Source organism: Streptomyces sp. S3(2020), from assembly GCF_013044505.1.
GTDB lineage: Bacteria > Actinomycetota > Actinomycetes > Streptomycetales > Streptomycetaceae > Streptomyces.
The window spans coordinates 34,192-46,185 of record NZ_JABERD010000015.1 but is presented as its reverse complement, the minus strand read 5'-3'; the positions used below and the strand labels follow the sequence as shown (position 1 = coordinate 46,185).

Here is an 11,994-nt window from a genome sequence, read left to right as displayed (position 1 = left end):
CTGAGCCGGAAGGACCCCGCAGAGCCATGACCAAGCCGCAGAAGCAGATCCATCTGGCCGCCCACTTCCCGGGCGTCAACAACACCACCGTGTGGAGCGACCCGAAGGCCGGCAGCCACATCGAGTTCAGCTCCTTCGCCCACTTCGCACGGACCGCCGAACGCGCCAAGTTCGACTTCCTGTTCCTCGCCGAGGGCCTCCGACTCCGTGAACAGGGCGGCAAGATATACGACTTGGACGTCGTCGGCCGCCCCGACACCTTCACGATCCTCGCCGCGCTCGCCGCCGTCACCGAGCGCCTCGGCCTGACCGGCACCATCAACTCCACGTTCAACGAGCCCTACGAGGTGGCCCGCCAGTTCGCCAGCCTCGACCACCTCTCCGGCGGCCGCGCCGCCTGGAACGTGGTCACCTCCTGGGACGCCTTCACTGGCGAGAACTTCCGCCGCGGCGGCTTCCTCCCGCAGGAGGAGCGCTACTCCCGGGCGAAGGAGTTCCTGGCCACCACGAACGAGCTCTTCGACTCCTGGCACGGCGACGAGATCCTCGCCGACCAGGCATCGGGTGAGTTCCTGACGGACGCCAAGGCCGGCTCCTTCGTCCACACCGGCCAACACTTCGACATCCACGGCCAGTTCAACGTCCCGCGCTCCCCGCAGGGCCGCCCGGTGATCTTCCAGGCCGGCGAGTCCGAGGAGGGCCGCGAGTTCGCCGCCTCCTCCGCCGACGCGATCTTCAGCAGGTACTCCGCCCTCGAGGAGGGCCGGGCCTTCTACACCGACGTGAAGAACCGCCTCGCCAAGTACGGCCGCTCGCATGACGAGTTGCTGATCCTGCCCGCCGCGAGCTTCGCCCTCGGCGACACCGACGAGGAGGCCGAGGAGCTGGCCCTGGAGGTGCGCCGCCAGCAGGTCAGTGGCGCCACCGCGCTCAAGCACCTGGAGTTCGTCTGGAACCGGGACCTGTCCTCCTACGACCCCGAGGGCCCGCTGCCCGACATCGACCCGGACGTCAGCGACGACCACATCTCCAAGGGCCGCGCCCAGGTCCGTATGTACCGCGACCCGGTCGCCGTCGCGCGCGAGTGGCGGGAGCTGGCCTCCGCCAACAAGTGGTCCATCCGCGACCTTGTCATCAACACGGGCAACCGCCAGACCTTCGTCGGCTCCCCGGAGACGATCGCCCGGACCATCAACGAGTACGTCCAGGCCGACGCCAGCGACGGCTTCATCCTCGTCCCGCACATCACCCCGACCGGCCTCGACGACTTCGCCGACAAGGTCGTCCCGCTGCTCCAGGAACAGGGCGTCTTCCGCACCGAGTACGAGGGTTCGACCCTGCGCGACCACCTCGGCCTCGCCCATCCGGACCAGACGGCGGGCGAGCAGCGGGCGGCGTCGTGAAGTTCCTCGCGATCACGCTGATCGTGCACCGGCCGGACCCGGTCACCGGCGTACAGAAGTCGACGCACGACCGGTTCCGCGAGGTGCTCGACAACGCCGTGCTGGCCGAGGAGCTGGGCTTCGACGGCTTCGGGGTGGGGGAGCGGCACGAGCGGCCCTTCATCTCCTCCTCGCCGACCGTCGTGCTCAGCCATGTCGCCGCCCTGACGAAGCGCATCAGGCTCTTCACGGCGGTCACGACCCTGAGCCTGCTCGACCCGGTGCGAGCCTACGAGGACTACGCCACCCTCGACCACCTCTCCGAGGGCCGCCTCGACCTGATCATCGGCAAAGGCAACGGCACCGCCCAGCGTGAGCTGTTCCAGGTCACGCCCGAGGACCAGTGGGACCGCAACGCCGAGAGCTACGAGGTCTTCCGCAAGCTCTGGCGACAGGACAAGGTCACCGCCGACACCCGCTTCCGGCCGCCGCTGAAGGAGGCCGAGGTGTGGCCGCGCCCCTACCAGCGGCCCGTCCGGGTCTGGCACGGCAGCGCCACCAGCAAGGAGTCGGTGGACCTCGCCGCCCGCTACGGCGACCCGCTGTTCTCGGCGAACGTCACCAACCCCATCGAGCCGTACGCCGAGTTGATCCGCTACTACCGCGAGCGCTGGGAGCACTACGGCCACGACCCGGCGGACATCGCGGTCGGCGCCGGGACGGCCGGGCTGCTGGTGACCCGCACCTCCCAGGAGGCGCTCGACATCTACCGGCCGCTCTTCGAGGCCAACCTGGCCTTCTTCGAGAAGGCGGGTCTTCCCGTCGTCTTCGAGACTCTGGAGGACTTCGTCGACCGCAGCTCCGCGCTGATCGGCAGCCCCCAGCAGATCATCGACAAGGTGCACCGCTACCACGAGCGGTTCGGTCACTCCGTCCTCCATCTGCACGCCGACGCAAGCGGGTTGACGGACACTCAGCACCGGGACTCGCTGGAGCTGTTCCAGGCCCAGGTCGCCCCCGTGCTGCGGCGTGACATCCCGGACCCGCCGTTCCCCTGGGGACCCGTCCTGGAGGAGTCCGCCCATGCCTGAGATCCCCCTCGGCGTCCTGGACCTGGTCCCCGTATCGACCGGCTCCACCGCCGCCGACGCCCTGCGCAACTCCATCGACCTCGCCCAGCGGACCGAGCGGTTCGGCTACAGCCGCTACTGGTTCGCCGAGCACCACCTCAACCCGGGCGTGGCGGGCACGTCACCGGCGGTCGTCCTCGCCCTGACGGCCGCCGCGACCTCCACGATCCGGCTCGGCTCCGGCGCCGTCCAGCTCGGTCACCGCACCGCGCTGAACACCGTCGAGGAGTTCGGACTGCTCGACGCCCTGCACCCGGGCCGATTCGACCTGGGCCTGGGCCGCTCGGGCGGACGGCCACCCGCGGAGGGGACGACGGAGACCGCGGGCCGCGCCTCGAACGGTCTGCTCATCCCGCCCCCCTTCTCCTTCGCCCGCCTCCTCGGCTCACCCCGGATCGCCCTCCAGCGCAAGCTGCTCCTGCTGCCCGGCGCCGAGTCGCAGGAGTACGCCGAGCAGATCGACGACATCCTCGCCCTGCTGGCCGGCACCTACCGCTCCCCGGAGGGCGTCGAGGCACACGTGGTGCCGGGCGAGGGTGCCGACGTCGAGCTGTGGATCCTGGGCAGCAGCGGCGGCACGAGCGCCGAGACGGCGGGTGCGCGGGGTCTGCGGTTCGCGGCGAACTACCACGTCAGCCCGGCCACCGTCCTGGAGGCCGTGGACGGCTACCGCTCCTTCTTCGAGCCCTCCGACGTCCTCGACAAGCCGTACGTCAGCGTCTCGGCCGACGTCGTGGTCGCCGAGGACGACGAGACGGCCCGCGAACTGGCCACCGGGTACGGCCCGTGGGTCCGCAGCATCCGCACCGCCGAGGGCGCCATCCCGTTCCCGACGCCGGACCAGGCCCGCGCCCACGCATGGACCGACGAGGACCGGGAGTTGGTGCAGGACCGCATCGACACCCAGTTCGTGGGCTCCCCTGCCACGGTCGCCGACCGCCTCGAACAGCTCCAGGAGGCCACGAATGCCGACGAGTTGCTCATCACGACCATCACCCACGGCCACGCCGACCGGGTGCGGTCCTACGAACTGCTCGCCAGGGAATGGCGGAAGCGAGGTCACTCCGGCCAGTCGAGCTGATGCCCGGGCGTGCCCACGGACCTCCCGTGGGCCATCGCCTCGGCACGGCCCGCCGCGTCACCGCGCCTGTAGCGGAAGACCCTGCGGGCGAAGACGACGACGCGCTCGTCCCCGGCGGTGAAGTCGGCGTACCACCCGTGCGCCGGCTCCAACGCCTCGGCGAGCGCCTCGGCGATCTCCCGGGCGGCGCCCTCCTCCGCCTCCCACTCCACGAGCGTCCACAGAGCGGGCTGCCCCGCCGAGGCGCTCGCCGAGACGTCGAGCCGCTTCACCGCACGGACGCGCAGGCCCCGCGGGGCGAACTCGGCGCCGGGGCGCAGGCTCTCGCCGAGGACGTAACCGGTGATCATGAGCTGTCTCCCTGGTTCGAAGGCTGGGCGAAGGAGACGCTACGGACGTATAGCTGACATCCTCTGTCCGTCATACGTCGATGAGGGGACCCCTCGGAATGCGCGCCGACCGCCTGCTGTCCCTGCTGCTGTGCCTCCAGTCCCGCGGGCAGCTGACGGCACGTCAACTCGCCGCCGAGCTGGAGGTGTCGGTGCGCACGGTCTACCGGGACCTGGAGGCGCTCGGCGCGGCCGGCGTCCCGGTGGTGACGAGTGGCGGCCCCGGAGGCGGGTGCCGGCTGATGGACGGCTGGCGCAGTCCGCTGCTCGGCATCAGCGCGGAGGAGGCGACAGCGCTGCTGGCCGTCTCCGCGGGCGGCCCGCTGGAGCGGATCGCCCTGGGGGACGCGCTGGCGCAGGCCCGGCTGAAACTGCTGGCGGCACTGCCGGCGTCCGGCCGCGACGACACCCGCGCGGCGGCGGGCCGCTTCCACATCGACAGCCAGGCCTGGTTCAAGCCCGCCGAACCGACCCCGGCGCTGCCCGTCCTGGTGGATGCCGTACGTCGGGACCGCTGTCTGCGTCTGACCTACGCGGGCCGGGACGGTCGTACCAGCGAACGCACAGTGGACCCGCTCGGCCTCGTCGCCAAGGCGGGCATCTGGTACCTGATCGCCGCCTCTGACAAGGGAGTTCGGGCCCATCGGGCGGCCCGCATCACCCACGCCACCCCGCTCCCGGAGACCTTCACGCGCCCGGACGGCTTCGACCTGACGCGGTTCTGGGAGCGCTGGACAGCCGAGTTCGAGGCGAGCCTGGACCAACTCAGGGTGACGGTACGTCTGTCGAAGGCGGGCCTGGCCGCGCTGCCGGCGGTCCTCGGCGACGCGGAGGCGGGCGCCCGGGCCACTCCGGACAGGGAGGAGGGGTACCAGCTCGACCTCCACTTCGACGACCCGCAGGCCGCCTGCCGCCGACTGCTCGGCTTCGGCCCGGAGGCCGAGGTCCTCGGACCGCCAGAGGTGCGGGAGCTGATGGCGGACACGGCACGCAGGACCGCCGCCCGCTACTGAACCACCAGGGCAGCGGCACCCCAGCAGACGGCGAGGAACACGGCGAGAATCCCGGTCGCCACGGCATTGCGCGCCTTGGCCGTCGCGGCACGCGTCTCACCGGCCGCCCGCAGCCCGCGCCCGGCACCGAGGAACACCCCGCAGGACACCGCGCACAGCCCCGCCGCGATCGGCAGCAACCACAGGACCATCACCAGCAAGTCCCGCAGCTCATCGCCCGTGCCGCCGTCCGAAGCAAGCATGAGCGGATCCTAGGCGGGCGGGCCGGCGGCGGCAACGGCCGCGACGAGCACGTCCAGCGACTCCTCGGGCGACTGCCCGGCGGTGTCGACCACCACGCGCTCGCGCTCCCACGGCTCGTACTCCCGGCCGACGATCTCCGCCCAGCCGGGCAACGGCAGCCCCGGCACATCGACCGACCGCGAGACGGCCCGACGGCGGTGCTCGACCGGATCGGAACAGCGCACCTCCACCTCGACGACCCCGACACCCGCCCGCACCGCGGCCTCCCGCCACGCGTCCCGGGTGACGGCCAGCGGATTGACGGACTCGGCGACGACGGTCAGCCCCTGCCGCAGCTGCTCCTCGGCGAGGGCGTATCCGACGACGTACCCCACTGGCCCCACCGGATGGTCCGTCAGCCCGGAACGGACGATCGCCTGCTCGATGGTGTCGATCCTCAGATGCACCGCCCCGACACGGGCGGCCAGGAGCCGGGAGAGCGTGGTCTTTCCGGCCGCGGGAAGCCCGCCGACGACGATGAGCATGCCGTCATCCTGCCGCAGCCGACGAATGTTCATACGGGCGCAATGCCACACCCTGGCGATTCCCGGAGCCGCGTGCCTACCGTGAGGAGGTGATCGGTCCGGTGTTCTTCCGCAGGCTGCACGTGGACTTGGCGCGCACGGGCGCGTCCCGCTGTCCGCGCCCCTGACGCCCGCCCGCACCCCGGCGCCCCTCGCCGCGCCCGGCTGCCTCGTCGTCCCCGCACGACGACCCTCCCCGCACCACAGCCCGAGGAGTAGGCATGACCACTGCCGCACGCCCCGACATCCGCCGCGCAGGACCCCGCTTCGGGGCCGAGATCGACGGAGTGGACCTGACCCGGCCCGTCGACGACCTCACCGCCGGCGAACTGCGCCGCGCCTTCGCCGAGCACAAGGTGCTCGTGTTCCGCGGTCAGCATCTGACGCCCGATCAGCAGGTGGCGGCGTTAAGGATCTTCGCCGAACCCTTCGACCACCCGACCGCCCTGCGCCACCCCGAGAACCCGCTCGTCTACCCGTACAACGTGCGCCAGACCGGCAAGGCCAGCACCTGGCACATCGGCGGACTGTGGCGCACCCCCGTCTTCGCCATCGAGTCCCTCGTCTACGAGGAGGTCCCCGAACTCGGCGGCCACACCCTGTGGGCGGACCTCCAGGCCGCCTACGACGACCTCTCCGAGCCCTTCAAGCAGCTCCTCGCCTCGGTGAACGCCGTCTACGACGGCAACGCGGAGAACTACGCCCAGGGCAGCGGGAAGACCGCGAAGGGCGACCCCGTCGAGCACCCGGTCGTCCTCGAACACCCCCTCACCGGACGCAAGGGCCTGTTCATCAGCTCCTCGGCCCAGGGCCTCACCGGTGTCACCCCGCAGGAGGGCCGCGTCCTGCTCGACCATCTGCTGCGGCACGCCTCCTCACCCGACTACACGATCCGTTTCGGCTGGCAGCCGGGTGACTTCGTGCTCTGGGACAACCAGGCGACCTGGCACTACGCCGTCGACGACTACGGCGACGGCGCCCGCGTCTACCGCAAGGTCCTCGCGGTGGAACCGTTCCACCCGGCGCCCACGGAGTAGCCCACGAGGTCCAGCAGCCGCCGCCCGTCGCGGCCCGCGAACCACTCGGCGTGGCCCACGTAGTACTCGTAGGCCAGCCGGGTGTTCTCCGGCGAGCGGGTGACTCCGTGGAAGTAGCCCAGCTCGGAGAGCGCGAACTCCGCGTGCACCAGCGGCAGCAGCGCGGGGAGCGCCGCCGACTCGGCGGGGGAGAGCGGGCGCAGGGACTGGTAGCCGTCGAGGAGGGCGACCGCGTCCTCCTCGCGGACCGGGTGGCCCGGCAGCAGCCACTGCACCGCGTTGCGTTCGATCGCCGTGGCCAGGTCGTGGACGGCGGTCGTGCGGTCGCTCATGCCGAAGTCCAGGACGGTGGACACCTGCCCTTCGGCGTCCCACAGCAGGTTGGACGCGTGCCAGTCGTTGTGGGTCCACAGCGGGAGCAGGCCCGGCAGGTGAGGGGCCAGCTCCTCGTGGAGGGGTATCAACACGCGGTGCGTGTCCGCGCGCCACGCGAAGTCCCGCAGACCGTCCGCCAGTCGGGGGCGCCGCGCGACGAACCGATCCAGCGCCGCCCACGGATCGTCCGCCGCGAACACCGTGAACGAGGCGACCAGCGGCTGCACTCGACGCCTCGGCGCCTGGAAACCCTCCGCCGCCAGGTGCAGCCGGGCCAGCGCCTCACCCGCCGCCCGCGCATGCGTGACCGACCGGAACGGCGACCAGGACAACGCGTCCCGGTACAGATCCGAGCCGACCCCGGTCGAGTGGACCTCGTACGTCCACTCACCGCGTGCCGTCGCGTCCAGCACCTCCACGACCGGCGCGCCGCGCTCCCGCAGATGGCGCAGGAACGCGTGTTCCTCGGCCAGCCCTTCAAGGGTTCGTACGACGGTGTGGTGCCGTTTCACGAACAGCCGCCGTCCGTCCCGCTCCACGAGGGCCGCCGCCGACAGCGGACGCGGGCTGCGCCACACCACCCGGGCCGGGCCGACCACGCCCGTCACCTCGGCGTCGGTGAGCGGCGCCCAGTCGGGCTCGGTCGGCTCGGTGCCCATGCCGTGCGCCTGATGTGAACTCACGCCGCCGTCACCGCCGTCGTACCGCGCAGGGACCCGAGCACCCGGCGCTCGGTCGCCGCGAAATCGGGCGTGGTGAAGTCGTCCTCACCGCGCGGGCGGGGGAGCGGCACCTCGACACGGTCCACCACGGTGGCGGGGCGCGCGGACAGCACATGCACGGTGTCCGCGAGCAGGACCGCCTCGCGGATGTCGTGGGTGACCAGCACGACGGTCCAGCGGTGGCGCTGCCACATGCCGGCCAGCCACAGCTGCATCTCGGTCCGGGTCAGCGAGTCCAGCGCGCCGAACGGCTCGTCCAGCAACAGCACCGGCCGCTCCAGGACGACCGTGCGCAGCAGCGCGGCCCGCTGCCGCATGCCGCCGCTGAGCTGGGAGGGGTACGCCTTCTGGAAGCCGTCGAGCCCGAAGTCGGCGAACAGCGCGTCGGCCCGTGCCCGCGCCTCCTTCTTCCGCACGCCCTGCGCCTCAAGTCCCAGAGCCGTGTTGTCCAGGACGGTCCGCCACGGGAACAGCAGGTCCTTCTGCGGCATGTAGGCGACCTTGCCGGACTCAACCGACGCCGGTTCGCCCTCCACCAGCACCTGCCCCGACGTGGGCCGATCGAGACCGGAGACCAGGTTGAACAGGGTGCTCTTGCCGGAGCCGCTCGGGCCGATCACAGCCGCGAACTCGCCCGGTTCGACGCAGAGTTCGAGGTCCCTCAGCACCTCCAGTTCGCCGAAGGACTTGCCGACGCCCTCGATCCGCAGACTGCTCACCTGCCCACCTTCCGCTCCCAGGGCAGCACCAGCCGCTCCAGCAGATACGTGGCCCCGAACAGCGCGTTGCTCAGCGCCGCCGTGACCCCCACCGCCGCGAACACCAGGTCCGTACGGAACGCGCTCTTCTGCGCCTGCATATAGATTCCGAGTCCCGCCTCGGCGCCCGCGTACTCGGCGAAGACGGCGCCGACGACGGCGTACGTGATGCTCACGCGCAGCCCGGCGAAGAAGTACGGCATCGCGCTCGGCACCCGCACCAGCCGGAACGTCCGCCACCGGCCCGCGCCCAGCGAGCGCAGCAGCCGCATCGCCTCGCGGTCGGTCGCCGCGAACCCGGCGGCCAGGTTGGCGGCCAGCGGGAAGAACGTCGTCAACGTGACCACCAGCATCTTCGGCAGCAGCCCGAAGCCGAACCAGATGATCAGCAGCGGTGCCACGGCGACGATCGGGATCGTCTGCGAGGCGACGAGGAGCGGATACAGGCCCCGCCGGGCCGCCGACGAGAAGTCGAGGAGCACGGCGACCAGCCAGGCCGACGCGAACGACAGGGCGAAGCCGAGCAGGGTCTCCTGGAGCGTGGGCACGGTCTGCGCCCACAGGTCCTCGCGATTCGCCCAGCCCTGCTCCACCACCCGCGCGGGAGACGGCAGCATCGTCGGATCGACCCCGGCGGCACTCACGTACAGCTGCCAGCCGCCGACCACCACGGTCAGTACCAGCAGCGGCGGCCACAACGACCGCAGCAGCGGCCTCACTTGGCGGCCGGCAGGTAGGCGTCGGTGAAGAACTCCGCGGCGTCCGGGGCCTTCGTGAGCTTCTTGCCGTCCGCGTCGACCAGCAGCCCCGCCTTGTACTCGAAGTCCGCGAACGCCTGCCAGCGCTCGGCGCTCTGGGTGCCGAGCGTGCCGTCCGCCGCCTTGTAGTACTCCTTGGCCAGCAGCGCCTCGCTCTTCTTCACCAGCTCGGTGTTGGTGAGCACGCTCCTGTTCTCGGAGATCAGCAGGTCGGCGGCCTTGTCGGGGTTGTCGGCCGCGTAGCGGTAGCCCTTGTCGAGCGCCGCGAGGAACTTCTTGGCGAGTGCCGGGTTCTTCTTCAGGAACCGGTCGGAGGACGCGACCAGCGTCGAGTAGATCGCCGGGAAGCCGTAGTCGGCCAGCTGGAAGTTCTTCAGCGGCTTGCCGCTCAGCTCCGCCTCCAGACCCTCCCAGGTCGGCATGGGCATCGCGAAGTCGGCCTTGCCCGCGTAAAGCGCCGCGTACGCCGAGGTGTTGAGGGTGACCTGCTTGAAGTCGCCCTCGCCGCCCGCGTTCTGGATGACCTTCTGCAGCAGCGGCTTCTCGTAGGGGGCGCCGAACCCGGCGTACGTCTTGCCGTCGAGGTCCTTCGGGGAGCTGATGTCCTCGCGGCCGGCGCGCACCGCGATGGTGACGTTCGTCTTCTGCGTGACCGCGTACACGGAGGTGATGTCGGCACCGGCCGCCCGCGCGGTCGTCACGCCCTCCTGGTAGGAGATGCCGAAGTCGGCCTTGTGGGCCGCGATCAGCGTCTCGGGCGCGGTCGAACCGTAGGGCACGATCTTGAGGTCGATCCCGGCGTCCTCGAACCAGCCCTTGGCCTGGGCGACGTAGATACCGGTGTGGTTGGTGTTGGGCGTCCAGTCGAGGGCGAGGGTGACGGTGGTGGTGCCGTCCTTCGCGGCGGCCGAGGAGTCGGCGGCGCATCCGGTGGCACCGAGCAGGGCGCCGGCGGCTATGACGGACAGGAGAGTACGGCGGTGCATGACGGGTCCTTCGTACGGAGGGGAGGGCGGCGGCTAGGGCCTGTCCGGCGGATCAGGCCGGCTGTGAGAAACGGCGCCTCGTGACCAAGCCGAGCGGGGTCTGGTGCGTGCATCTGCAAGGCGGAGGAGGGAGTCGGCGACTGACGACAACGCCGCAGATGTGCGTGCCAGGGCCCGCGACGCCGGGATGATCCGCCGGGCAGGCCCTAGGGGGCGGTCAGGCCCGACACAGCGCGCTCGCCACCCGCTTGAAGTCGACGGCCAGCCGCCGGGTCAGCCGGGGCAGGAGCGTCACGCGGCCACGTCCAGCAGGCCGTTGGTGAAGGAGCGGTCCCAGCCGCGGTCGTGTGCGAGGGCGCCGTTCTCCGCGAGCCAGTGCGCGTACGGGCCCATCCGGGAGGTGTCGATGACGCCCCAGCGGCCGTCGGCGTCCGTCCAGGTCGGTGCGATCAGGGCGAGGGAGCGGGCGATGAGCGAGCGCGGGAAGTACGGGATCACACCCTCCAGCAGCTCCAGGGTGGCCTCCTGCTCCCGGGCGGCGGCCGCGTAACCCTGGGCTGTCACGGCCAGGAAGTCCCTGACGAGAGACGGCTGTTCGGCGAGGAGTCGTTCGCTCGTGCCCAGCAGGTAACTGTGGTAGCGGGGTGCGCCGATCTCGTCCACCGGCCAGGTCACCCGGCGCTCCTCGGGCAGGTCGCCGCGCAGCGCGTCCCAGGACCAGTAGTTCCCGAAGGTGGCGTCGGCCTCGCCCGCCTCGATGTCGTCCACGGTCAGCTCGCGGGTGCCCGCGTCGACGGTGATCACCGCGTCCGGGTCGCCGCCGTCGGCCGCGACCAGATGGCGGACCATCGCACGGCCGCGCGGGGTCGGGTTGAGGGCTACGCGGCGGCCCTCCAGGTCACGGGGGCGGGTGATCCCCGTCGAGGTCGTCGTCTGGACCGCCTCCAGGCCCCGGTGGTTGACGGCCGCCACCGCGATGAGCGGCTGTCCGTGCTCGGCACGTCGGGCCAGCAGCCGGTTCGGCGGGAAGATCCCGAAGTCCACCTCGCCCCGGGCCAGGTACTCCAGCGTGTCCCCGCGCCCCGGGTCCTGCACCACCAACTCCACGTCCAGACCTGCCTCGGCGTACCGGCCACGGGCACGAGAGACGTACAGACCGGCCGAATTCGGCCAGGGGTGGAAATAGTCGAGCATGACCCGTATGTGTGGCATGGGGGTACTCCGAAGGAGGTGCGCGAGAGCGCGGTGAACGGTGAGAGGGGCGCGGGAGTGTCAGCGACAACAACAGGAGCAGCGCACCGGGGTGTGGGACACCGGTCGCTCGGGCTCGACTGCTGAAGACACGTGGACTCCTACGCGGGACGCCTGGATGGCGTGGTGTGTGCGGTCGGCGTCCCCATGGGGATCCGTTCGGCGAACGGATCCCAGACGCCCTCTCAGCCCAGCCGGGTAGGGGCTCCCGCGTAGATGGCCGAAACCATAACCGCATGCCCGGGATGCTGTGCAAGCGATGTCCGGAATATGGGATGACCTTGCTCGACGGGCGAGACGCCCAGC

The 11,994-nt window shown here is 71.2% G+C and carries 13 protein-coding genes; 5 read left to right on the top strand and 8 right to left on the bottom strand.

Annotated features, from left to right (window positions below; genetic code table 11):
* The first annotated feature begins 26 nt into the window (after nt 1–26).
* Genes HLK59_RS07790 through HLK59_RS07780 form a run of 3 tightly spaced genes read left to right on the top strand, consistent with a single transcriptional unit; the run spans nt 27 to nt 3,593 of the window.
* A complete protein-coding gene (locus HLK59_RS07790) occupies nt 27–1,403 on the top strand; it encodes an NtaA/DmoA family FMN-dependent monooxygenase (RefSeq protein WP_171140525.1) in 1,377 nt (458 codons plus the stop codon).
* Nucleotides 1,400–2,473: an LLM class flavin-dependent oxidoreductase gene (locus HLK59_RS07785; RefSeq protein ID WP_171140524.1), complete on the top strand. Its 1,074-nt coding sequence runs from the start codon at nt 1,400–1,402 to the stop codon at nt 2,471–2,473. The genes HLK59_RS07790 and HLK59_RS07785 overlap by 4 nt, the downstream gene beginning before the upstream one ends.
* A complete protein-coding gene (locus HLK59_RS07780) occupies nt 2,466–3,593 on the top strand; it encodes an LLM class flavin-dependent oxidoreductase (RefSeq protein WP_171140523.1) in 1,128 nt (375 codons plus the stop codon). The genes HLK59_RS07785 and HLK59_RS07780 overlap by 8 nt, the downstream gene beginning before the upstream one ends.
* On the opposite strand, the gene HLK59_RS07775 is transcribed toward HLK59_RS07780, so the two are convergent.
* Entirely contained in the window at nt 3,572–3,943 is a 372-nt protein-coding gene (locus HLK59_RS07775) for a hypothetical protein (RefSeq protein WP_171140522.1), read from the bottom strand. The genes HLK59_RS07780 and HLK59_RS07775 overlap by 22 nt on opposite strands.
* A 98-nt stretch (nt 3,944–4,041) precedes the next feature.
* Here HLK59_RS07775 and HLK59_RS07770 point away from each other — a divergent pair, with 98 nt between their 5' ends.
* Nucleotides 4,042–4,995: a YafY family protein gene (locus tag HLK59_RS07770; RefSeq protein ID WP_171140521.1), complete on the top strand. Its 954-nt coding sequence runs from the start codon at nt 4,042–4,044 to the stop codon at nt 4,993–4,995.
* On the opposite strand, the gene HLK59_RS07765 is transcribed toward HLK59_RS07770, so the two are convergent.
* Nucleotides 4,989–5,237 (bottom strand): hypothetical protein, encoded by a 249-nt coding sequence (locus HLK59_RS07765; RefSeq protein WP_171140520.1) that lies wholly within the window; start codon nt 5,235–5,237, stop codon nt 4,989–4,991. The genes HLK59_RS07770 and HLK59_RS07765 overlap by 7 nt on opposite strands.
* A 9-nt stretch (nt 5,238–5,246) precedes the next feature.
* A complete protein-coding gene (locus HLK59_RS07760; protein ID WP_171140519.1) occupies nt 5,247–5,762 on the bottom strand; it encodes an AAA family ATPase in 516 nt (171 codons plus the stop codon).
* A gap of 260 nt (nt 5,763–6,022) precedes the next feature.
* On the opposite strand from HLK59_RS07760, the gene HLK59_RS07755 reads away from it, so the two are divergent.
* Nucleotides 6,023–6,838 carry a TauD/TfdA family dioxygenase gene (locus tag HLK59_RS07755; RefSeq protein WP_171140518.1) on the top strand — a complete coding sequence of 272 codons (816 nt, stop codon included), beginning with the start codon at nt 6,023–6,025 and terminating at the stop codon, nt 6,836–6,838.
* Here HLK59_RS07755 and HLK59_RS07750 read toward each other — a convergent pair.
* From HLK59_RS07750 to HLK59_RS07730, 5 genes are all read right to left on the bottom strand, one after another.
* Nucleotides 6,787–7,896: a phosphotransferase gene (locus HLK59_RS07750; protein WP_171140517.1), complete on the bottom strand. Its 1,110-nt coding sequence runs from the start codon at nt 7,894–7,896 to the stop codon at nt 6,787–6,789. The genes HLK59_RS07755 and HLK59_RS07750 overlap by 52 nt on opposite strands.
* Nucleotides 7,893–8,654: an ABC transporter ATP-binding protein gene (locus tag HLK59_RS07745; protein ID WP_171140516.1), complete on the bottom strand. Its 762-nt coding sequence runs from the start codon at nt 8,652–8,654 to the stop codon at nt 7,893–7,895. Before HLK59_RS07745 ends, HLK59_RS07750 begins: the two co-directional genes overlap by 4 nt.
* Nucleotides 8,651–9,412: an ABC transporter permease gene (locus tag HLK59_RS07740; RefSeq protein ID WP_171140515.1), complete on the bottom strand. Its 762-nt coding sequence runs from the start codon at nt 9,410–9,412 to the stop codon at nt 8,651–8,653. Before HLK59_RS07740 ends, HLK59_RS07745 begins: the two co-directional genes overlap by 4 nt.
* On the bottom strand, nt 9,409–10,437 hold the full coding sequence (locus tag HLK59_RS07735; RefSeq protein WP_171140514.1) for an ABC transporter substrate-binding protein: 1,029 nt from the start codon (nt 10,435–10,437) through the stop codon (nt 9,409–9,411). The genes HLK59_RS07740 and HLK59_RS07735 overlap by 4 nt, the downstream gene beginning before the upstream one ends.
* A gap of 291 nt (nt 10,438–10,728) precedes the next feature.
* Nucleotides 10,729–11,649 carry an ABC transporter substrate-binding protein gene (locus HLK59_RS07730; protein ID WP_171140513.1) on the bottom strand — a complete coding sequence of 307 codons (921 nt, stop codon included), beginning with the start codon at nt 11,647–11,649 and terminating at the stop codon, nt 10,729–10,731.
* Between the last annotated feature and the right edge of the window lie 345 nt (nt 11,650–11,994).

What these genes read in the sequence shown, in the direction of transcription:
- HLK59_RS07790 (WP_171140525.1), top strand. Translation starts at nt 27, where the DNA reads ATGACCAAGCCGCAGAAGCAGATCCATCTGGCCGCCCACTTCCCGGGC.
- HLK59_RS07780 (WP_171140523.1), top strand. Translation starts at nt 2,466, where the DNA reads ATGCCTGAGATCCCCCTCGGCGTCCTGGACCTGGTCCCCGTATCGACC.
- HLK59_RS07775 (WP_171140522.1), bottom strand. Translation starts at nt 3,943, where the DNA reads ATGATCACCGGTTACGTCCTCGGCGAGAGCCTGCGCCCCGGCGCCGAG.
- HLK59_RS07770 (WP_171140521.1), top strand. Translation starts at nt 4,042, where the DNA reads ATGCGCGCCGACCGCCTGCTGTCCCTGCTGCTGTGCCTCCAGTCCCGC.
- HLK59_RS07765 (WP_171140520.1), bottom strand. Translation starts at nt 5,237, where the DNA reads ATGCTTGCTTCGGACGGCGGCACGGGCGATGAGCTGCGGGACTTGCTG.
- HLK59_RS07760 (WP_171140519.1), bottom strand. Translation starts at nt 5,762, where the DNA reads ATGCTCATCGTCGTCGGCGGGCTTCCCGCGGCCGGAAAGACCACGCTC.
- HLK59_RS07755 (WP_171140518.1), top strand. Translation starts at nt 6,023, where the DNA reads ATGACCACTGCCGCACGCCCCGACATCCGCCGCGCAGGACCCCGCTTC.
- HLK59_RS07735 (WP_171140514.1), bottom strand. Translation starts at nt 10,437, where the DNA reads ATGCACCGCCGTACTCTCCTGTCCGTCATAGCCGCCGGCGCCCTGCTC.
- HLK59_RS07730 (WP_171140513.1), bottom strand. Translation starts at nt 11,649, where the DNA reads ATGCCACACATACGGGTCATGCTCGACTATTTCCACCCCTGGCCGAAT.